Annotated in this window: 17 protein-coding genes; 10 read left to right on the top strand and 7 right to left on the bottom strand. The window is 63.6% G+C overall.

Features of this window, described 5'->3' with window-relative positions; all coding sequences use genetic code 11:
- The first annotated feature begins 90 nt into the window (after positions 1-90).
- The 5 genes from ATC00_RS07665 (at position 91) to ATC00_RS07645 (ending at position 5,649) form a co-directional block, all read left to right on the top strand.
- Complete coding sequence (locus ATC00_RS07665) at positions 91-1,251, top strand: ABC transporter substrate-binding protein (protein WP_037387112.1); 1,161 nt, start codon at positions 91-93, stop codon at positions 1,249-1,251.
- 194 nt (positions 1,252-1,445) lie between these two features.
- Entirely contained in the window at positions 1,446-2,444 is a 999-nt protein-coding gene (locus ATC00_RS07660; RefSeq protein ID WP_064252435.1) for an ABC transporter ATP-binding protein, read from the top strand.
- Positions 2,441-3,391 (top strand): ABC transporter permease, encoded by a 951-nt coding sequence (locus ATC00_RS07655; protein ID WP_064252434.1) that lies wholly within the window; start codon positions 2,441-2,443, stop codon positions 3,389-3,391. The genes ATC00_RS07660 and ATC00_RS07655 overlap by 4 nt, the downstream gene beginning before the upstream one ends.
- A complete protein-coding gene (locus ATC00_RS07650; protein WP_064252433.1) occupies positions 3,381-4,196 on the top strand; it encodes an ABC transporter permease in 816 nt (271 codons plus the stop codon). Before ATC00_RS07655 ends, ATC00_RS07650 begins: the two co-directional genes overlap by 11 nt.
- A 25-nt stretch (positions 4,197-4,221) precedes the next feature.
- The gene (locus tag ATC00_RS07645) at positions 4,222-5,649 is read left to right on the top strand and encodes a gamma-aminobutyraldehyde dehydrogenase (RefSeq protein WP_064252432.1); all 1,428 of its coding nucleotides are present in this window, start codon (positions 4,222-4,224) and stop codon (positions 5,647-5,649) included.
- Between the two features lie 71 nt (positions 5,650-5,720).
- On the opposite strand, the gene ATC00_RS32490 is transcribed toward ATC00_RS07645, so the two are convergent.
- Entirely contained in the window at positions 5,721-5,858 is a 138-nt protein-coding gene (locus ATC00_RS32490; RefSeq protein WP_156911497.1) for a hypothetical protein, read from the bottom strand.
- A 147-nt stretch (positions 5,859-6,005) separates the two neighbouring features.
- On the opposite strand from ATC00_RS32490, the gene fhuF reads away from it, so the two are divergent.
- The 3 genes from fhuF (at position 6,006) to ATC00_RS07630 (ending at position 8,566) form a co-directional block, all read left to right on the top strand.
- A complete protein-coding gene (gene fhuF, locus ATC00_RS07640; protein ID WP_037387308.1) occupies positions 6,006-6,737 on the top strand; it encodes a siderophore-iron reductase FhuF in 732 nt (243 codons plus the stop codon).
- A 19-nt stretch (positions 6,738-6,756) separates the two neighbouring features.
- A complete protein-coding gene (locus ATC00_RS07635) occupies positions 6,757-7,872 on the top strand; it encodes an ABC transporter substrate-binding protein (protein WP_268801630.1) in 1,116 nt (371 codons plus the stop codon).
- A gap of 175 nt (positions 7,873-8,047) precedes the next feature.
- Positions 8,048-8,566, top strand: a complete 519-nt coding sequence (locus ATC00_RS07630) for a hypothetical protein (protein WP_037387127.1) — start codon at positions 8,048-8,050, stop codon at positions 8,564-8,566.
- A gap of 40 nt (positions 8,567-8,606) precedes the next feature.
- Here the strand turns inward: ATC00_RS07630 and ATC00_RS07625 are convergent, their stop codons facing one another.
- The 3 genes from ATC00_RS07625 to ATC00_RS07615 form a co-directional block, all read right to left on the bottom strand.
- Positions 8,607-10,151, bottom strand: a complete 1,545-nt coding sequence (locus ATC00_RS07625) for a trimethylamine methyltransferase family protein (RefSeq protein WP_037387130.1) — start codon at positions 10,149-10,151, stop codon at positions 8,607-8,609.
- Between the two features lie 144 nt (positions 10,152-10,295).
- Positions 10,296-12,743 (bottom strand): GcvT family protein, encoded by a 2,448-nt coding sequence (locus ATC00_RS07620; protein WP_064252430.1) that lies wholly within the window; start codon positions 12,741-12,743, stop codon positions 10,296-10,298.
- Positions 12,740-15,187 (bottom strand): GcvT family protein, encoded by a 2,448-nt coding sequence (locus ATC00_RS07615; protein ID WP_064252429.1) that lies wholly within the window; start codon positions 15,185-15,187, stop codon positions 12,740-12,742. Before ATC00_RS07615 ends, ATC00_RS07620 begins: the two co-directional genes overlap by 4 nt.
- A gap of 126 nt (positions 15,188-15,313) precedes the next feature.
- On the opposite strand from ATC00_RS07615, the gene ATC00_RS07610 reads away from it, so the two are divergent.
- Positions 15,314-16,174: a LysR family transcriptional regulator gene (locus tag ATC00_RS07610; protein ID WP_064252428.1), complete on the top strand. Its 861-nt coding sequence runs from the start codon at positions 15,314-15,316 to the stop codon at positions 16,172-16,174.
- 6 nt (positions 16,175-16,180) lie between these two features.
- On the opposite strand, the gene ATC00_RS07605 is transcribed toward ATC00_RS07610, so the two are convergent.
- Positions 16,181-17,872 carry an alpha/beta hydrolase gene (locus ATC00_RS07605; protein ID WP_064252427.1) on the bottom strand — a complete coding sequence of 564 codons (1,692 nt, stop codon included), beginning with the start codon at positions 17,870-17,872 and terminating at the stop codon, positions 16,181-16,183.
- A 126-nt stretch (positions 17,873-17,998) separates the two neighbouring features.
- Positions 17,999-18,457: an Lrp/AsnC family transcriptional regulator gene (locus ATC00_RS07600; protein WP_037387143.1), complete on the bottom strand. Its 459-nt coding sequence runs from the start codon at positions 18,455-18,457 to the stop codon at positions 17,999-18,001.
- A 127-nt stretch (positions 18,458-18,584) separates the two neighbouring features.
- Between ATC00_RS07600 and ATC00_RS07595 the strand changes: the two genes are divergently transcribed.
- Positions 18,585-19,868, top strand: coding sequence for a cystathionine gamma-synthase family protein (locus ATC00_RS07595; protein ID WP_037387146.1), 1,284 nt, complete (start codon positions 18,585-18,587; stop codon positions 19,866-19,868).
- A 27-nt stretch (positions 19,869-19,895) separates the two neighbouring features.
- Here ATC00_RS07595 and ATC00_RS07590 read toward each other — a convergent pair whose 3' ends face one another.
- Positions 19,896-20,246, bottom strand: coding sequence for a glyoxalase superfamily protein (locus tag ATC00_RS07590; RefSeq protein WP_037387149.1), 351 nt, complete (start codon positions 20,244-20,246; stop codon positions 19,896-19,898).
- Between the last annotated feature and the right edge of the window lie 15 nt (positions 20,247-20,261).

Raw genomic sequence — 20,261 nt, 5'->3', positions numbered from 1 at the left:
GATTAATGAATTTGCGAATACGGAGAAATGGAGGCACGCTTCATCCCAGGGAACAAGGCCGCTGAACGCGGCATAACTGGGGAGACTTCAATGAAGCAGATCTTGAAATCCTGCACGGCGCTGACCCTGTCGCTGGGCCTCGTCGCCCCCGCCCTTGGGCAGGAGCCGCTGAAGGAGCTCGGCCAGGGCGAAGGCGAGCTCTCGATCGTCGCTTGGCCCGGCTATATCGAGCGCGGCGAGACCGACAAGAACTACGACTGGGTCACCGAATTCGAGAAGAAGTCCGGCTGCAAGGTCAGCGTCAAGACCGCCGCCACCTCCGACGAAATGGTCGCTCTGATGAACGAAGGCGGCTTCGATCTTGTCACCGCCTCCGGCGACGCCTCGCTTCGCCTCGTCGCGGGAAAGCGCGTCCAGCCGATCAATACCGCCCTTATTCCGAGCTGGAAAACCATCGACGAGCGCATGCAGAACGCGCCCTGGCACACGGTCAAAGACGTCCATTACGGCACGCCTTATGTCTGGGGTCCGAACGTGCTGATGTACAACACGGAAGCCTTCAAGGGTCAGCCCCCGAAAAGCTGGAACGTCGTCTTCGAGGAGATGACGCTGCCGGACGGCAAGTCCAACAAGGGCCGCATCCAGGCCTATGACGGTCCGATCCATGTCGCCGACGCGGCCAACTACCTGATGGCCCACAAGTCCGAGCTCGGCATCAAGGACCCCTATGAGCTCAACGAGGACCAGTACAAGGCCGCCCTCGACCTGCTTCGCGTTCAGCGCACGCTGGTCGGCCGCTATTGGCACGATGCGATGATCCAGATCGACGACTTCAAGAACGAAGGCGTCGTCGCTTCCGGGTCCTGGCCGTTCCAGGTCAACCTGATGCACGCGGAGAAGCTGCCGATCTCCTCGGTCATCCCTGAAGAAGGCGTGACGGGCTGGGCGGATACGACCATGCTGCATGCCGAGAGCGAGCATCCGAACTGCGCCTATATGTGGATGGAGCACACGCTCTCGCCGAAGGTCCAGGGCGATGTGTCTGCCTGGTTCGGCGCCAACCCCTCCGTCGGCGCCGCCTGCAAGGGCAATGAGCTCCTGACCGACGAGGGCTGCGCCACCAACGGCTACAACGACTTCGAGAAGGTCAAGTTCTGGAAGACGCCGGTGGCTAAATGCGCGAGCCAGAGCGAATGCGTGCCCTATCACCGCTGGGTCTCCGACTATATCGGCGTGATCGGCGGCCGGTAAGCCGCTGCTTCCGCATCGCAGGCATTTTGCCCCTCACCCCGGCCCTCTCCCCGCTTGCGGGGAGAGGGAACACCTCCGGCAAAGCCGCCGCGTGAATTTGGGGGCGAGGCGCCAACCGCGAGCCCCCTTCTCTCCGCGTGCGGGAAGAAGGCGCCGGCAGGCGGATGAGGGGCAGAACTCTCTGGAGCATTTCCATGACCACCGCCGTTCTCTTCGACAACGTTTCCCGCCACTTCGGCGCGGTGCGCGCCGTCGATTCCGTCAACCTCTCGATCGTCGAGGGCGAATTCTTTGCGATGCTCGGGCCCTCCGGCTCCGGCAAGACGACCTGCCTGAGACTGATGGCCGGCTTTGAGCAGCCGACGACCGGGCATATCGAGATCTTCGGCGAGACGGCCGAAGGCGTGCCGCCCTACCGCCGCAGCGTCAACACCGTTTTCCAGGATTACGCCCTCTTCTCGCATCTCTCCATTCTCGACAACGTCGCCTACGGCCTGATGGTGAAGGGAATCGGCCGCGAAGAAAGACGCAAAGCCGCGGAAGACGCGCTCGCCATGGTCAAGCTGCCCGGTTACGGCGCGCGGCGGCCCGGCCAGCTTTCCGGCGGCCAGCGCCAGCGGGTGGCACTTGCCCGCGCCCTCGTCAACAAGCCCAAGGTGCTGCTTCTCGACGAGCCGCTTGGCGCGCTTGATCTGAAGCTGCGCGAGCAGATGCAGGAGGAATTGAAAAGCCTGCAGAAATCGCTCGGCATCACCTTCGTCTTCGTCACCCACGACCAGGGCGAGGCATTGTCGATGGCCGATCGGATCGCCGTCTTCAACGAAGGCCGGATCCAGCAGCTCGGGCGGCCGGAAGAGGTCTACAACCAGCCGAAGACCCGCTTCGTCGCCGATTTCGTCGGCTCGTCGAACGTGCTCTCTGCCAAGCTCTGCCAGAGGCTCGGGCTGAAATCCTCCTTCGCGAGCCTCCGGCCGGAGTCGGTTGCGATCGCGCCGGCGGCGGACGGCGCCCTCAGCCTCTCCGGTATCGTCGCCGGCCGCAGCTTTCTCGGCGCGACCAACCGCATTGTCGTCGATGTGGACGGCAACCGCATTGCCGTCGCCAGCCCCGCCGCGCAGAACGTGCCCGCGATGGGCAGCCCGGTTACCATAAGCTTCGCCGCCCGCGACCTTCACCCGATGGAGGATGCATGACGATTGTTGCCGAAAGCTTCGTCCTTCCGGAGCGCCGCAGCACGACCGGCCGTCTTTCGGACTTCTTCTGGCGGCACCCGCATGTGCTCTTGACGGTGCTGCTTGGGCCACCTTTGCTGTGGCTCGGCATCGTCTATCTCGGCTCGCTTTTCGCGCTGCTTCTTCAGAGCTTTTTCTCGATCGACGAGTTTTCCGGCCTCATCAACTACGAATTCACGCTGGCGACCTACCGTCAGCTTCTGAGCGAAGCCAATCTCGACATCATCCTGCGCACCGTGTCGATGGCGGCACTGGTGACGCTCGTCTCGGCCTTCATCGCTTTCCCGATCGCCTATTACGCCGCTCGCTATGCACGCGGCAAATGGAAGGCGCTCTTCTATCTCGCCGTCATGCTGCCGCTCTGGTCGAGCTATCTCGTCAAGGTCTATGCCTGGAAGCTGATCCTTGCCAAGGAAGGCATTCTCACCTGGCTCTTCGAGAAGCTGAACCTCCTCTGGCTGCTCGATGCCTGGCTGGCGCTGCCGGTCGTCGGCGGCAATTCGCTCTCTGTCAGCTACACAGGTACATTCATCGTCTTCGTCTATGTCTGGATGCCCTTCATGATCCTGCCGATCCAGGCGGCGCTGGAGCGCGTGCCCGCCAATCTCATCGAAGCCTCGTCCGATCTCGGCGGCACGCCGGCGCAGACCTTCCGCCATGTGCTTTTTCCGCTGGCGCTGCCCGGCATCGTCGCCGGCTCGATCTTCACCTTCTCGCTGACACTCGGCGACTACATCATTCCCCAGATCGTCGGCTCGTCGCGCCTTTTTATCGGCCAGGCGGTCTACGCCCAGCAGGGCACTGCCGGCAACATTCCGCTCGCCGCCGCCTTCACGGTCGTGCCGATCGTCATCATGGGCGCCTATCTCTGGATGGCCAAGCGCATGGGGGCCTTCGATGCGCTCTGACAAGTCGAACCACGCGCCCCTTGGCCTGAAGATCGCCGCAGCCGCCGGCCTTGCCTTCATGCACCTGCCGATCCTGCTGATCTTCCTCTATGCCTTCACGACGGAGGAAAAGACCTATCAGTTCCCGCCGCCCGGACTGACGACGCAATGGTTCGCCGTCGCCTGGAGCCGGCCGGACGTCTGGGCGGCGCTTACCCTCTCCGTCAAGGTCGCGGCGATCGCCACCGCCGCGGCACTCGTCCTCGGCACACTTTGCGCCGCCGCGGTCAGCCAGACGCGCTTCTTCGGCCGCGAGACCGTGTCGCTGCTGGTCATCCTGCCGATCGCGCTTCCCGGCATCATCACCGGCATTGCGCTGCGCTCGGCGTTTTCGATGGCGGACATCCCGTTCTCGTTCTGGACGATCGTGCTCGGTCACGCGACCTTCTGCATCGTCGTCGTCTACAACAATGCGGTCGCCCGCTTCCGGCGGATTTCCGGTTCGCTGATCGAGGCCTCGATGGATCTCGGCGCCGACGGCTTCCAGACCTTCCGCTACGTGATCCTGCCGAATATCGGCACGGCGCTGCTCGCCGGCGGCATGCTCGCCTTCGCGCTCTCCTTCGACGAGGTGATCGTCACGACGTTTACCGCCGGCCAGCAGTCGACCCTGCCGATCTGGATGCTCGAGGAGCTGATCCGCCCGCGCCAGCGGCCGGTGACCAACGTCGTCGCGATGATCGTCGTCATCGGCACCTTCCTGCCGATCCTCGGCGCCTACTACCTCACCCGCGACGGCGACCAGATCGCCGGCGCCGGCAAGTAATATCGAACATAAAGGGAGAACAGACATGGACACCCAACTCCTGATCGGATCGCGTTTCGAAGCCGGGACCGAGGCCGAGGAGCACATCCTGAACCCGCGGACGGGCGCCAGGATCATCGACCTCGCCGAAGCCTCCCATGCGCAGATCGACGCCGCTGTCGACGCGGCCGAACGCGCCTTCGTTGCCTGGTCGCAGACGACGCCTGCGGAACGCTCGAACCATCTGCTGAAGATCGCCGACGCGATCGAGAGGAACGCCGACGACTTCGCAGCACTCGAAGCCTTGAACTGCGGCAAGCCGATCAACGCGGTGAAGAGCGACGAACTGCCGGCGATCATCGATTGCTGGCGATTCTTTGCCGGTGCGGTTCGCAACCTGCACGCGCCCACGGCGGGCGAATATCTTCCGGGCCATACTTCGATGATCCGCCGCGACCCGATCGGCATCGTCGGCTCGATCGCCCCCTGGAACTACCCGCTGATGATGATGGCCTGGAAGTTGGCGCCGGCAATCGGCGGCGGCAACACCGTCGTCTTCAAGCCGTCGGAGCAGACGCCGCTGACCGCCCTGAAACTCGCGCGGCTGCTCGCCGATATCCTGCCGGAAGGCGTCGTCAACGTGATCGCCGGCCGCGGCGAAACGGTCGGCAACACGCTGATCAACCATCCCAAGGTCTCGATGGTGTCGATCACCGGCGACATCGCCACCGGCAAGAAGGTGCTCACCGCCGCCGCCAAGACGGTCAAGCGCACGCATCTCGAACTCGGCGGCAAGGCGCCGGTCATCGTCTATGACGACGCCGATCTGGAGGCGGTCGTCAACGGCATCCGCACTTTCGGCTATTACAATGCCGGCCAGGACTGCACCGCCGCCTGCCGCATCTATGCGGAGGCCGGCATCTACGACAAGCTCGTCGCCGACCTGACATCTGCCGTTTCGACGATCCGCTACAACCTTGCCGACGATACCGAGAACGAGATCGGGCCGCTGATCTCCAAGCGCCAGCGCGATCGCGTCGCGAGCTTCGTCGAACGGGCATCAGACCAGAAACATATCGAGATCACCACCGGCGGCCGCACGGGCAGCGACGACGGTTTCTTCTTCCAGCCGACGGTCGTCGCCGGCGCCACCCAGGAGGACGAGATCGTCCGCCGCGAGGTATTCGGCCCGGTCGTGTCGGTCACCCGCTTCTCGGACAAGGACGATGTCGTCGCCTGGGCGAACGACAGCGACTACGGCCTCGCCTCCTCCGTCTGGACGAAGGATATCAGCAAGGCGATGAGTGCCGCCTCCCGCCTGCAATATGGCTGCACCTGGATCAACACGCATTTTATGCTGACCAACGAGATGCCGCATGGAGGCGTCAAGCAGTCAGGCTACGGCAAGGATATGTCGGTCTACGCGCTGGAGGACTACACCGCCGTTCGGCATATCATGATCAACCACGGATAAGGCCATTCCTCGTTGCCCGCGCCGTCGCCCGTCGCCACTCTCCGGCGGCGGGCGCTTTTCGTTCCGATCGGCTAATTGCCCGTACCCTGCGGTAGCGTCTGGGCCACCCGCGCAGCGTGTTGTTGCACAATTCCCACAAGCGCATAAACATGAGCAGAATTCTCATAAAATCCTGTTGCGCGCGCAATAATCATGAGTGAATAGCTCATCTTAAATGCTCCTGATTCAGAAAGCTGCAGTCGCAATGTCCAGCCAAGCCACCCACCGCCGCTTCCACCGGCGCAACATCGATCGCCAGATGGTGGTCGGCTCACGGCGCTACGACGGGTGACGCCGTGACGACAAACGCCATCAGCATGCCGGAGACCGCGGTGGCGAAGGGCCTGTCGGCAGCCTTTGCCGGTCCGCATGCCTGGTGCAACGAAAAGATGCTTCTGTCGGCCGATCTCGTCGACGGCATCCCGCTCACCGAATTCTTCGCCTCCGGTGCCTTCGATCGGGCGCTTTCGACCTATGCGGCATCGTTCGAGGGCGGCGACCGGCGGGCCGTCGCGTCCATGTGGTCGCTCTTTTATTTGTCGAGCCTCACAATTCCCTATGTCGTCGCCTGGGCGCTGGAGCGCCAGGTGTTGCCCATCAGCTTCGACCAGATGACGGTGGCGCTTTCGGCCGACGGCCTGCCGCGTGCTCTTGGTGTTCCGGCGCCCGGCGAATGGAGCCACGGGGATGGGCAGGAGATTTTCTCCGCTCTTCAGCCGCTGATGGACGAACACCTCGTCCGGGTCATTGCCCACCTCAAGTCGGTGGGCGGCATTGCGCCGAAGCTCGCCTGGAATAACGCCGCGGTCTACATCGATTACGCGCTGCGTTCCGCCGGAACCGAACCCCTTAACGATCAGGCCGATGCGATGACCAGCCTGCGCCTGATGCCGAACGGCGCGCCCAACCCTTTCTTCGACTGCCTGCGCCACGAGGACGAGGACGGCGCCCGCGTCTGCCGGCGGAAGATCTGCTGCCTGCGCTACCTTCTTCCGGGGATCCCGAGCTGCGGCAGCCTTTGCGCCCTGCCGAACCAAAGGAATCAATAGCTTGCCCCTCGTTCGCCAGATCCCTTCGGCCGTCGCAAAGACCCTCGCATCGCTGTTGATGGTCCTCGTCGCGTTTGCTGCCCGGGCGGAAACGCAGTGGCCGATGACGGTCACCGATTCGGCAGGACGCCAGGTCACGATAAAGTCGCGCCCGCAGGCGGTTCTGCTCGGCAGCGGCTTCAATCTCATTGCGCTGTCGCTCATCCATCCGGATCCGGTGAGTCTGCTGGCCGGTTGGTCCGGCGACATGAAGGGCGACAATCCGGAAATTTACGAAAGCTTCCGACGCAAGTTCCCAAAACTTGCCGACGTGCCGCTGATCGACGACGGCACCGGGCCGGGCCTTTCCTTCGAGACGATCCTGACGCTGAAGGCCGATCTTGCCCTGCTGGCCAATTGGCAGGTGGATACGGAGGCCGGCCAGCGCGCCGTTGATTATCTCTCCGGAATCGGCGTCCCGGTGGTCGTCGTGAACTTCAACGACGACGTGCTCACGCGCACGCCCGACACCATTCGGCTGCTCGGCAAGATCTTCGAGCAGGAGAAAAAAGCCGAAGAATTCGCCCGCTTCTACGAAGAGCGCCTTGCCCGCATCCGCGACCGGGTTGCAAAGCACCCGGGGCCTGGGCCAACCGTGCTGATGGAAGCCTTCCCCGGTGCGGACCGCTGCTGTTGGGCCTATGGGATCGGCGGTCTCGGTGAGTTCATCAGTCTGACGGGCAGCCGCAACATCGCCGAAGGCAAGTTGCCGCGGCCGGGCGGCATGATGAACGCCGAGGCGGTCATGGCCGAGAATCCCGACGTCTATATCGCCACCTCCTCGCCGGGCGGCAAATATAGCGGCCTTTCGATCGGGCCCGGCGTCAGCGCCGAGGAAGCGGAGCAGACCTTGTCAGAGGCGGTCGACACGCCGGTGATGGCGAGCATCGCGGCTGTGCGCAACGGCCGCGTCCACGGACTTTGGAACTTCTTCAATGCCATCCCGCTGAACATCGTCGCCGCGGAAGCCTTCGCCGTTTGGCTCAGGCCGGACCTCTTTGCCGATGTCGATCCGGCCAGGACCTTGGCCGAGATCAATGAACGGTTTGCGGCCGTTCCCTTCGAAGGCGCCTACTGGATCAGCCTGAAGAAATGACCGTACGCAGCCGCGTCGTATCGATTACTGCTGGCTTCGGGACGGCAATTGCCGGCGTCGCTGGAGCCCCATGCAAATCGGATTCGATTTAGCGGAAAAAACATGCAGTAATTCAAAGCGCTACAGCGACCCCTTGCGCGTCCTGGTGGACGGCCGCCGCTGTAGGAGGGTCTTTATGCTGTGGGTGATTGCGTTACTCCTGGGCCTGGTGATCGTGTATCTCGCGGCCCGCTATGGCCGCTTTCGGAGTTGGGTAGAGCCGGTGCTCTCCATTGCGGTAGCCGTGGGGCTCGCCGCTGCCTTTCTGATCTGGATGAGCGAAAGCGCACCCGAACCGCCTGCACCTGCCCCCTCCCCGCCCCCGGCCGGGCTCGCTCCTTCAGACATCGTTCTTGAGAACCTCGCCTTCGAGCGAAACCAGTCGGAGCGCAGCTACCGCCTCCGTGGAACGGCCAGAAACACCTCGGCAATCACGCTGGAATATTTCCGCCTGACCGTCACGCTGGAGGATTGCCCGCAAAATGGCTGCAGGCGGATCGGCGACGACGCGGCGCTGGTGCTGGTGCGGGTCCCCGGCGGCGAGACACGACCCTTCGAGACGTTTCTCACCTTTCCCTATCGAGCGGATGAGGCACCGACCGCGCCGAAGTGGAGCTACACGGTGAGCGAGGTCAGGAGCGCGACGCGGCAGTGAAGGACTTCACGCCTTCAGAATGCCCCCAAAAGAGCCGCCCTCAGCAGTAGATTCTGAACTTTTCCCGGATGGCCCGGTCTATCTCCGGCGCGATGACGGACGGCGCGGCTTCGGCGAGAATGCGGTTCTTCCGCTCGATCGCCCGCGCAACGAGATCCGGTCGGCCGATTTCCACCCATTCCTTGGGGCTCGTCCGGTCGGCCACCGCCGGATAGATGTATTCGGTCTGCATCAGCCCCAGCGTCTGCGGATGGCCGAGATAGTGGCCGGGGCCATCGAGGCAGACGGACCGCATGGTGTCGAGCGAAACCGAATCCTCGGTCACGTCGATGCCGCGGATGCAGCGCTGCACTTGGCCGAGCAGATCGTCGCCGAGGACCAGCGATTCCAGGCAGAAGCCGAGCAGCGAGGCGTGCATGCCGACCGCCTCGTAGACCATGTTCAGGCCCGAGAGCCCCGCCATAACGTTTGAGATCGCCTGTTCCCAGCCGGCCTGCATGTCGGGAAGCTTCGCATCCGCAATGCCGGCGGCGGCGCCGCCCGGCAAACGATAGAACTGGTGCATCTGGGCGCAGCCGGCCGTCAGCAGCGCCTGCTCGCCGGAGCCGCCGGACATCGCACCCGTTCTCAAGTCTGAAACGAACGGCCAGGTTCCGAAGACGGCCGGATGACCGGGCGACATTGCATTGACATAGACGACGCCCGCCAGGCATTCGGCGACCGCCTGCACGATCGCGGTTGCGAGCGGTGCCGGCGCGGTTGCCCCGGCCTGCCCGGCTGAAAGCAGCAGGATCGGCATGCCGCCACGGATGCACTTCTCCATGGTGATGCAGCTCTCTTCCGCAAATTTCATCGGCGGCACGACGAAGCAGTTGGAATTCGAGACGAAGGGCCGCGCCCGCCACTTGTCCTCGCCGCCGGCGATCATGTGGATCAGGTCGAAGCAACCCTCCACATGCGACGGATCGGAGAAGCTGGTGCCGACATGCTTGGTGGTGCCTGCGCAGCAGGCATAGAGCGTGTTGATGTCCATCAGGAAATTGTCGGGAATGTCCCGGCAGACCATGGCGCGCTGGAAGAAATGCACATTGTCGAGATGATGGACGAGCTGCGCGGCGTTGAGCAGATCCCTGGCGGTCGACTCCCGGTATTCCCGCTTCTCGACATCGACGACGTGCACCGCCGCGCCGGCCGTGCCGTAATAGACACGCGTGCCGGTGAGCTCCAGATCCTGCTTCGGATCGCGGGCGTAGAGGGTGATGTCGCGTGCGGCTGTCGCCAGCATGTCCTCGACCAGCGCTCGGGGAAAACGGATGCGCCCGTCGTCGCCGAGGATCGCACCGGCGCCGGTCATGATCTCGATGCCGGATTTCGGCGCATTGGCCAGGCCGATCTGCTCCAGCGCATCGAGCGCCGCCTCATGAATGCGCTTCACACCCGCCTCGGTCAGCGGTTTGTACTGGCCACCGGCAAGACCCGGGCGGACCGGGCGGATGTTTTCCGCAAGCGGCGCAGAACGAAGCGCCACGCGCGCTGCCCGACCGCCGGACCGTCTCGAAACAGCAACTGCGCATTCGTCAGCCATCATCATCTCCAATGGCACCGTTGTCGTATTGCTCTGGTGCCCCTCATCCGCCTGCCGGAAGCTTCTCCCCGCCTGCGGGGAGAAGGTTAGGGTGAGGGACAATTCCCCGTCAGGCCGTTTCGGCTCTCGACGCCATTCTCGACTTTACATCCGCACCCGCTCCGCCTTCGGATCGTACATCGGCTTCAGCAACGCCTCGGCTTTCACCCGCGTTCCAGCGATCTCGATCTCGTAATTGGACGCCAGCACATCCGCGGCGCTCTCGCCGTCACAGGGCACGTAACCAAGGCCGACGGCGCTGCCGAGGTGGTGGCCGTAATTGCCGGACGTGATCGTCCCGACAATCTCGCCATCGCGAACGATCGCCTCGTTGTGGAAAAGCAGCGGCTCCGGATCGGAGAGCCGGAACTGCACCAGCCGGCGGGATAAGCCCTTCTCCTGCTTGGCGAGCACCGCCTCACGGCCGATGAATTCGCCCTTGTCGACCTTCACGGCAAAGCCGAGCCCGGCCTCGAGCACATGATCCTCGTCGGTAATGTCGTGGCCGAAATGGCGGAACGCCTTCTCGATGCGGCAACTGTCGAGCGTGTGAAGGCCGCAGAGCTTGAGCCCGAGATCGCCGCCTGCCGCCTCCAGAGCCTCGAAGACATGCGCCGCCTGGTCGGTGGAGACGTAGAGCTCCCAGCCAAGCTCGCCGACATAGGTGACGCGGTGGGCGCGGGCGAGCCCCATGCCGATCTCGATTTCGCGCGCCGTTCCGAAAGGATGCGCCTGATTGGAGAAGTCGTTCGGGCTCACCTTCTGCATCAGTTCCCGCGCTTTCGGCCCCATGACGCAGAGCACGCTTTCGGCGGCCGTCACGTCGGTGATTACCACGAACTCGTCACGCAGATGCTTGCGCAGCCAGGCTAGATCCCGCTGCAGCGTCGCGCCTGGTACCACGAGCAAGAAGGCGGTTTCCGACAGCCGCGTGACGGTCAGGTCGCTCTCGATGCCGCCACGGGCGTTCAGCATCTGGGTGTAGACGATGCGGTCGGGTTCGACGTTCAGCTCATTGGCGCAAAGACGCTGCAGGAACGAAAGCGCGTCGCGGCCCTCCACGCGGATCTTGCCGAACGACGTCATGTCGAAGAGGCCGACGCCGTTGCGGACCGCAAGATGTTCGGCCCTCTGGTTCTCAAACCAGTTCTGCCGTTTCCAGGAATAGCGGTACTTGCGCTCCTGGACGTCTTTCGCGAACCAATTGGCGCGCTCCCATCCAGCCACCTCGCCGAAGACCGCACCGCGCGCCTTCAGATGCTCGTGCAGCGGCGAGCGCCGCACGCCGCGCGCCGTCGCCATCTGCCGATAGGGAAAGTGATCGGCATAGAGCAGCCCCAGCGTCTCCGAGACGCGCTCCTGGAGATAGGCGCGGTTCTTCTGGAAGGGCTGGGCGCGGCGGATATCGACCTCCCAGAGATCAAAGGGCGGCTCGCCGTCGTTCATCCATTGCGCCAGCGCCATGCCGGCGCCGCCAGAGGAAACGATGCCGATCGAGTTGTAGCCGGCAGCCACCCAGTAGCCTTTGAGCTCCGGCGCCTCGCCGAGATAGTAGCGGTCATCGGGCGTAAAACTTTCCGGACCGTTGAAGAAGGTGTGAATGCCGGCGGTTTCCAGCATCGGCATGCGGTTGACGGCCATTTCGAGGATCGGGGCAAAATGGTCGAAATCCTCCGGCAACTGGTCGAAGCAGAAGTCCTCGCGGATGCCGTCCATGCCCCAGGGCTTTGCCTTGAGCTCGAAGGCACCGACCAGCATCTTGCCGGCGTCCTCCTTGTAATAGGTGCACTCGTCGGGGACGCGCAGGACCGGCAGGCGGGCGAGGCCTGGGATGGCCTCGGTGACGATGTAGAAATGCTCGCAGGCGTGCAGCGGAACGGTGACGCCGGACTGACGGGCAAGCTCCCTTCCCCACATGCCCGCACAATTGACGACGTTTTCCGTCTCGATCGTGAAGCTCTCGCCGTTTTGCTCGCAGGTGACGCCGGTCACACGGCCGTCCCTCCTCAGGACCGACGTGACCTTCACGCCTTCGATGATCGTCGCGCCGTTCTGCCGCGCGCCTTTCGCCAGCGCCATGGCGATGTTGGCCGGGTCGCACTGCCCGTCGAGCGGCAGATGCACCGCCGCATTGACGTCGGATGTGTTGAGGTGAGGATACATCTCCTTCACCTCTCTGGGCGTGATCTCGCGCACATCGACGTCGAAGGCGCGGGCGAGCGAAGCCTGGCGGTAGATTTCTTCCTTGCGCTCATCGGTGAGCGCCACTGTGATAGAGCCGTTCTGGCGCATGCCGGTGGCAATGCCCGTTTCTGCCTCCAGCTTGACGTAAAGGTCGGCCGAATATTTCGCGAGCCGCGTCATGTTTTGCGAGGCGCGAAGCTGGCCGATCAGCCCGGCTGCGTGCCATGTTGTGCCCGAGGTCAGCTGCTTGCGCTCGAGCAGCACGACGTCCGTCCAGCCGAGCTTCGACAGGTGATAGGCGACCGAACAGCCGGAAACGCCGCCGCCGATGATGACGACGCGGGCCTTTGTAGGGATGGGCTTCGTCATGCTTTCAGTCTTTCGTTCGAGGGATCCCAGAGCGGCTGATCCGGCTGAACGATTGCCTTGAAACGCTCGCCGAAAATCTCGACCTCGATTTCCTGGCCGGGTGCGGCTAGATCGGCACGCAGGATGCCGAGCGCGATCGATTTGCCGACGCGATAGCCCCAGTTTCCGGAAGTGGTCTCGCCGACCGCTTCGCCGCCCGACCAGAGCGTCGACATATAGGGCGCATCGCACTCGCCGGCCTCGACCGTCAGCGTCACGAAGCGCTTGGTGACGCCCTGCTGCTTCTCGCGCTCCAGCGCCGCCTTGCCCTTGAAGCTCGGCTTCGACCCGTCGACGAAACGCTCGAGGCCGCCTTGAAGGGCCGTGTAGTCGGTCGAAAGATCGCCCTTCCAGGCGCGATAGCCCTTTTCGATGCGCAGGCTATCGAGCGCCTCCATGCCGAAAGGCTTGAGGCCGTGTTTCTGGCCGGCTTCCCAGACGGCATCGAAGATCGCCGCGGTGTCCTCGACCTTGGTGTGGATTTCCCAGCCGAGCTCGCCGGCGAAGGAGACACGCACGAGCTGGCAGTAGCGCCCGGCGATCTCAGCGGTCTGATGCGTCAGCCATCCCATCGAAAGGTCTGCGTCAGACACCTCCGCCAGGATCGCGCGCGATTTCGGGCCGGTGAGTATCTGGCAGGCGAAATTCGCGGTCACGTCGTCAAGCGTGAAGGCGGCATCGGCCGGGCGATGCTTCTGCAGCCACTCGAAATCATGCCACTGCGCCGTCGCCGCGGTAATCAGGAAGAAGAAGTCCTCCTCGATCGCCATCACCGACATTTCCGTGACGATCCGCCCCTTGTCGTCGGCGAAATAGGCAAGGCCGATACGCCCCGGCTTCGGTACGCGGCCGGTGATGAGACCGGAGAGCCATTCGCGGGCGCCCTCGCCTTTCAGGCGAAAGCGCGAAAATCCCGGCAGGTCCAGAATACCGGCGGCGTCGCGCACCGCAAGGCACTCCTCCTCGATCCGCTTCGCCCAAGGTCCCTCCCGATCCCAGGTTTGCGTCGCCGCCTCCGACGTATCATCGTCGGGCTTCGCGTACCACATGGCCCGCTCCCAGCCGTTATAGGGCTTGAACTGCGCGCCAAGCGCGGCGATGCGGTCGTGGATAGGCGATAGCTTCCTGTTGCGTCCGGCCGGCCAGTAGTGCTTGGGGAAATGCATCGCATATTCGTGGCCGTAGATCTCCTTGCCCTTGGCGATGCAATAGTCCTGATCGGTATAGTCGGTGTAGCGGCGCGGATCGCAGGACCACATGTCCCATTCCGTCTGGCCCTCGGTCACCCATTCGGCCAGCACCTTGCCGGCGCCGCCGGCCTGACAGATGCCGAAGGTGAAGACGCAGGCCTCGAAGGCGTTCGGCACGCCCGGCATCGGCCCGATCAGCGGATTTCCGTCCGGCGCATAGGGGATCGGTCCGTTGATCACCCGGGAAAGCCCGGCGGTCCCGAGGATCGGCACTCGCTCGACCGCATCGTTCAGATACCATTCCAGCCTTTCGAGATCGTCGGGAAAAAGCTGGAAGGAGAAATCCTCCGGCATCGGATCGTCCGGCGTCGTCCAGTGGGCACGGCAATTCCGCTCGTAAGGCCCGAGATTCATGCCGTATTTCTCCTGCCGGAGATAGTAGGAGGAGTCGACGTCGCGGAGCAGCGGCAGCTTGCGCCCGGCCTCCTTCGACCAGGCGGCAAGTTCCGGGATCTCGTCGAAGAGGATGTATTGATGGCTCATTACCATCATCGGCACGTCGCGGCCGAACATCTTGCCGACCTCGCGCGCGTAGTAGCCGGCAGCGTTCACCACATATTCGCAGCGGATTTCTCCTTGCGGCGTAGTGATCACCCATTCATCATTCTCACGCCGTGCCGCCACGACCGGGCAGAAGCGGATGATCTTCGCCCCCATGTCGCGCGCACCCTTGGCTAGCGCCTGGGTAAGCTGCGCCGGATCGATGTCGCCGTCATAGGGGTCGTAAAGCGCGCCGGTCAGCTCATGCGTCTCAAGGAAGGGATAACGGCTGCGCATCTCGTCGGGCGTCAGGATGTCGAGATCCATGCCCTGGTAGCGGCCCATGCCGACGACACGCTTGAATTCCTGCAGCCGCTCCTTGGAATGGCCGAGGCGGATCGACCCGGTGACGTGGTAGTTCATCGGGTAGTCCACCAAGGCGCCAAGGTCGCGATAGAGCGAGGCCGAATAGCGTTGCATGTTCATGATCGACCAGGAGGAGGAGAAAGTCGGAACATTTCCGGCCGCATGCCAGGTCGAGCCGGCGGTCAGCTCGTTCTTCTCCAACAGCACGCAATCGGTCCAGCCAGCCTTTGCAAGATGGTAGAGCGAGGAAGCGCCAACCGCTCCTCCGCCGATAATGACGACACGCGCGTGAGACGGCAAATTCGACATGCGCTGTTCCCTCTTTTGACCGGATATTTGACGAGGAGGCCGGCGCCATCAAGCGGCGAGTTTCGGCTTTATTAATCGACCTTTTCGATTAGATTGATTGCAGCAGGCGTGAGGAGCAGCCCCAAGATGCAAGTCGACTTGATCGAGACCTTTTTGGATCTGATGGAGACGCGGAACTTCAACCGCACCGCCGAGCGGCTGAACATCACGCAGTCGACGGTTTCCCACCGCATCAAGGCGCTCGAGGCACAGTTCAGCCGCAAACTCTTCACCCGCAACAAGGGCGGGACGGTCCCGACCGCCTCGGGCCTGCGCTTTCTCGATTATGCGAAGGCCCTGCAAAATCAATGGCATGAGGCAACGCGCGCAGTCGCGAGCGCCGGCGCCCTGGAGCGCTCGATGCGGCTCGGCATACAGCATGACCTCGCGCATGCATTTGCCGGCCAATGGGTGGCCGCCATCCGCCGCGAGCTGCCGGCGACCGAAATCTACATGGAGGCGGATTATTCCGGCCAGATGAACCGCGATCTTGCCGCCGGGGAACTCGACCTGGCGATTCTCTACACACCCCACTACCTGCCTGATCTTCATTACGAACGGATCGGCGAACTGCATTACGTGCTGGTCAGTACGGAGGCCGGCGATCTGGCCGGCGTGAGGCCCGACACTTATATCCGCTCCAGCTTGTCGCCCGCCTTCGACCGCGCCCATCGCCTCGCGCTGCCGCACCTCTCCGCCGCCTCGCTCGCCGCCGGGCAGAACATGGCGATCATCGGGCTGCTGCGCTCCCTCGGGGGCGCCGCCTTTGTGACGAGCGCCACCGCCGAGCGGCTTTCCAACGACGGCGCCGCGGTTGTGGTCGCCGATGCGCCGATCATTCCGCAGGCGATCTATGCCGCGACAAGCCTTCGAACCCGCCACGCCCACCAGCACCGCAAGATCATCGCCGCCATGGACGGCCTGCTCGCCAATTCGGCGACGCGGTAGTGCCGATCAGAACCTGCCCTTGAATTCCGCCTTCAGCCGCGCGACGTCCTCTCCCGTCACGCCTTGCGGATCGGTCACCGCCACCCAGGCATCGATATAGTGCTCCGGCGCGTAGACGTGGCCGTAACCGATCGGCGAAGTCGTGGCCAAGGCCATGTCGGCGAGGAGCTGCAGGCCGGTGACGACGGGAAACCAATTCAAGGCCGGAGAAACATCGGGCCCGCGCGGCGCCTTCATCCAGTCCGGCTCGCGATAGAAGGCGTGCGGATCGAAGAAGGTCACCGGGTCGCTGGCATATTGCAGATAGACGATCCGCATCGCGCCCCACTGCGCGCCGGGGATGTCGAGCGCGTTCTCCTGGTTGGTAAATCGAATGACGGAACTGTCCCGGTAGCGCGGAAGCCAGGCGGGCGAACCGGCGACGCGGTCCGCCGTCACCGAGCGCCAGAGCCCGCTCTGAAAGGGCGGGCCGCTCCAGAGCGCACCCTGGAACGGGTCGCCGATGACGTCGAAGAGATCGACCGACCCTTGCGAATTCATCGCCCCGAGGCTCAATCCATGCAGGTAGAGTTTCGGACGCCGGTCCTTCGGCAGCGTGGTCCAATAGCGGTAGACCTCGTCGAAGAGCGCGTTTGCCGCATCGGCGCCATAGCCCGGCTCGACGAGCAGCGACAGCCAGCTCGTAAGGTAGGAATATTGCACCGCAACGCTCGCAACGTCACCATGCAGCAGATATTCGAGCGGATCGAGCGCTGCCGGATCGATCCAGCCGGTGCCGGTCGGAACGACGACGATCAGCGACTTGCGCTCGAAGCCTCCGGCGCGCTTCAGTTCTTCCAAAGCCAGCTTCGCCCGATCGCGCGCCGTCTCCGCGGAGTTCAGCCCGACATAGACGCGCACGGGGGTGGGCGCCGCGCCGCCGTAGAAGGCGCCGATCTCGCCGCCCGTCGGCGCCGAGGCGATAAACTTCCGCCCCTGCCGCCCAAGCTCGTCCCAGCGCACCAGCGACGCGTCGCTGCCAGTCTTGGCGGGATCGGTCGGGGGCGCGACGTCGGGATCGATCAGCGCATCGAGCTGCTGGAACGAACTGTCGGCGGCACGAAGCGCAAACTTGAAGATCACGCCATTCGTCAGCGACCAGAAGAGCGCAAGGGCGATGAGCCCGCCAAGGGCGTTGGCGATCGGTCGCGTCAGGAAAACTTGCAGCCAGCGAGAAAGAACGCTGAAGGTGAACCGGAAGAGCCGTGCCAGGAAGATGAGAGCGGCGAACACCATGGAGGCTATGAGGCCGAGTTTGATGGGCTCGGTGCTTTCGATGGGCTCAAGCCCCATGATGCCACGGACGGTATTTTGCCACCCGGCTGCCTGCCAGAGAAACACGGCAGCTGCCGCTATGCAGACGATGGCGGCAGCGATCTTCAGCGTGCGCGCCCGCCGCGTCGTTGGCTCGGGCAGTTCGAAAAAGGACCAGAGCCAGCGCAGGAATGTCCCGATTGCGTAGCCGGCGGCGAGCGAAGCGCCGGAAATCACCGCCTGAATCAGATAGGGATGAGGAATGAGGCTCGGGGTCAAAGAGACCGCGAAAAAGATCACGCCGACAAGCAGGCCGCTCGTCGAAAAGGACCGCAAGAGGTTTGCCAGATAGCGCGGGGCAGGCCGCGTCGCCGTCGACAGGTCCGTCTGTTGAAGGTGTTCCATGGCGGGCCTCCACGCTGCGGGCGGTGTCACTTTGTCGCCCGATAGCCAAGCGACGCATGCGGCAATGTCGCCTTCCGCTCCCGCACAGTCAATCGGCACAACCCGACGATGAGCGGCAGTCACGCGCTAGATCCTTCTTTCCTTGATCGTGTTCATCACGAAGCTCGTCTCGATCGAAGCGACGCATTTCAGTCGAGCGATCTTCTCCTTGATGAAGCGCTCATAGTGCTCGAGGCCGGAACTCATCACCTTCAGCACGTAGTCGCGTGATCCGGTGACGAGGTGGCATTCGAGCACCTCGTCCCAGCCGCGGATCGCCTCTTCGAACATAACGATCTCGTCCTCGTGCTGGCGGCTGAGGCGGACCGTGGCGATCGCCGTCATCGTCCAGCCTTCGATGACCGGATCGACGAGCGCCGTATAGCCGCGGATGACGCCGGATTCCTCCAGACGCCTGATCCGCCTGAGGCAGGGAGACGCAGAAAGGCCGACGCGCTCGGCCAGTTCGTTATTGGTGATCCGGGCATCGGCGACCAGTTCCTTCAGGATGCGGCGATCCATCTCGTCGGCAATTTTCTGCGTCATCTTGCTGTAACCTCGGCAAAAACTTGCGCTCATCAAAACGAAGTGATCGCAAATAGCAAGGATCAGCCCAGGCGTTTGATATAAATTGGCGGATAGTGGAGTCCGCTCGCGCCCAGGGAGAGAAACCATGACCGCGCCGCATCCGTCGAAGACCCATATCGGCAACCACAAACTGCATCCCGAAACGCTGATGCTGAACTACGGCTACGACCCCGAGCTCTCGGAAGGCGCCGTCAAGCCGCCGGTGTTCCTCACCTCCACCTTCGTCTTCCACTCCGCCGAGGAAGGCCGCGACTTCTTCGATTTCGTCTCGGGGCGGCGCGAGCCGCCGGCGGGCGTCGGTGCCGGGCTCGTCTATTCCCGTTTCAATCACCCGAACAGCGAGATCGTCGAGGATCGGCTTGCCATATACGAACGGGCCGAAGCCGGCGCGCTCTTCTCCTCCGGCATGTCGGCAATTGCCACGACGCTGCTTGCCGTTGTCCGGCCCGGCGACGCAATCCTGCATTCGCAGCCGCTCTACGGCGGCACCGAGACGCTGCTCGCCAAGACCTTTCTGAACCTCGGCATCCATGCGGTCGGTTTTGCCGACGGCGTGGACGAAGCGGCCGTCAGCGCCGCCGCCGAGGAGGCCATGAGCAGGGGCCGGGTCGCCGCCATCCTCGTCGAAACGCCGGCCAATCCCACCAACAGCCTCGTCGACGTCGCGATGATCCGCCGCATTGCCGAAAAAATCGGCGAAAGACAGGGGCAAAGGCCGATCGTCGCCTGCGACAACACCCTGCTCGGCCCGGTCTTCCAGCACCCGATCGACCATGGCGCCGACCTGTCGCTCTATTCGCTCACCAAATATGTCGGCGGCCACTCCGATCTGATCGCCGGCGCCGTGCTGGGCTCAAAGGCGCTCATCAAACAGGTGAAGGCGCTTCGCGGCTCGATCGGCACGCAGCTCGACCCGCATTCCTGCTGGATGCTCGGCCGCTCGCTCGAAACGCTGTCGGTCCGGATGGAGAAGGCGAACGAGAATGCCCGCATCGTCGCCGAATTCCTGCGCGACCACCCAAAAGTCGAAGGGATCCACTATCTGCCCTTCCACGACGAAGCCTCGCCGGTCGGGCGGACCTTTGCCGCGCAATGCACCGGCGCCGGCTCGACCTTCTCGTTCGACATCGCCGGCGGCCAGGAGGCAGCCTTCCGCTTCTTGAACGCCCTGCAGATCTTCAAGCTCGCGGTCAGCCTCGGCGGCACGGAATCGCTTGCGAGCCACCCGGCCGCGATGACTCATTCGGGCGTGCCGATCGAGGTGCGGCGCCGGATCGGCGTGCTCGAATCGACCATCCGCCTGTCGATCGGCATCGAGCATCCGGACGACCTGGTCGCCGATGTTGCGAACGCGCTGACGACTGTGTGATCCGGTGCGCGGCGCGCCGTCCCACGCTCAATGCCAGAGGATATTGACGATGTTGCCGAGCGGATCGCGCACGAAGAAACGCCGCACACCCCAAGGTTCGTCAGTGATATCATAGACGATCTCGATGCCGGCCGCCTTCGCGCGCCGATAGACCTCGTCGACATCGTCCACCTCGATCGAGAGCGCCGGCACCGGCGTTCCCGATCCGCCTTCAATGGCAAAGCTTACCTGCGGCATTGCCGATCCGCCCTCGGCTGCAAAGGTGACCAGCCAGCCGTGATCCATCACCACGCTGAGGCCAAGCAGATCCGTATAGAAACTGCGCGCGCGTTGCGGATCGGATACTTGAAGATTGGGCACGATGCGTCGGACTGCCATTGTATCCTCCCTTCA

Origin of the sequence: Sinorhizobium americanum (assembly GCF_001651855.1) — a bacterium.
Lineage (GTDB): Bacteria > Pseudomonadota > Alphaproteobacteria > Rhizobiales > Rhizobiaceae > Sinorhizobium > Sinorhizobium americanum.
Note: the sequence above shows the minus strand (reverse complement) of the source record. Positions and strands in the feature narration are given on the sequence as shown.

Excerpts from the sequence above, each read along its gene's own strand:
- ATC00_RS07615 (WP_064252429.1), bottom strand. The coding sequence starts at position 15,187 with ATGTCGAATTTGCCGTCTCACGCGCGTGTCGTCATTATCGGCGGAGGA.
- ATC00_RS07595 (WP_037387146.1), top strand. The coding sequence starts at position 18,585 with ATGACCGCGCCGCATCCGTCGAAGACCCATATCGGCAACCACAAACTG.
- ATC00_RS07590 (WP_037387149.1), bottom strand. The coding sequence starts at position 20,246 with ATGGCAGTCCGACGCATCGTGCCCAATCTTCAAGTATCCGATCCGCAA.
- ATC00_RS07645 (WP_064252432.1), top strand. The coding sequence starts at position 4,222 with ATGGACACCCAACTCCTGATCGGATCGCGTTTCGAAGCCGGGACCGAG.
- ATC00_RS07605 (WP_064252427.1), bottom strand. The coding sequence starts at position 17,872 with ATGGAACACCTTCAACAGACGGACCTGTCGACGGCGACGCGGCCTGCC.
- ATC00_RS07620 (WP_064252430.1), bottom strand. The coding sequence starts at position 12,743 with ATGACGAAGCCCATCCCTACAAAGGCCCGCGTCGTCATCATCGGCGGC.
- ATC00_RS07655 (WP_064252434.1), top strand. The coding sequence starts at position 2,441 with ATGACGATTGTTGCCGAAAGCTTCGTCCTTCCGGAGCGCCGCAGCACG.
- ATC00_RS07625 (WP_037387130.1), bottom strand. The coding sequence starts at position 10,151 with ATGGCTGACGAATGCGCAGTTGCTGTTTCGAGACGGTCCGGCGGTCGG.
- fhuF (WP_037387308.1), top strand. The coding sequence starts at position 6,006 with ATGCCGGAGACCGCGGTGGCGAAGGGCCTGTCGGCAGCCTTTGCCGGT.
- ATC00_RS07610 (WP_064252428.1), top strand. The coding sequence starts at position 15,314 with ATGCAAGTCGACTTGATCGAGACCTTTTTGGATCTGATGGAGACGCGG.
- ATC00_RS07600 (WP_037387143.1), bottom strand. The coding sequence starts at position 18,457 with ATGACGCAGAAAATTGCCGACGAGATGGATCGCCGCATCCTGAAGGAA.
- ATC00_RS07660 (WP_064252435.1), top strand. The coding sequence starts at position 1,446 with ATGACCACCGCCGTTCTCTTCGACAACGTTTCCCGCCACTTCGGCGCG.
- ATC00_RS07665 (WP_037387112.1), top strand. The coding sequence starts at position 91 with ATGAAGCAGATCTTGAAATCCTGCACGGCGCTGACCCTGTCGCTGGGC.
- ATC00_RS32490 (WP_156911497.1), bottom strand. The coding sequence starts at position 5,858 with ATGAGCTATTCACTCATGATTATTGCGCGCGCAACAGGATTTTATGAG.
- ATC00_RS07650 (WP_064252433.1), top strand. The coding sequence starts at position 3,381 with ATGCGCTCTGACAAGTCGAACCACGCGCCCCTTGGCCTGAAGATCGCC.
- ATC00_RS07630 (WP_037387127.1), top strand. The coding sequence starts at position 8,048 with ATGCTGTGGGTGATTGCGTTACTCCTGGGCCTGGTGATCGTGTATCTC.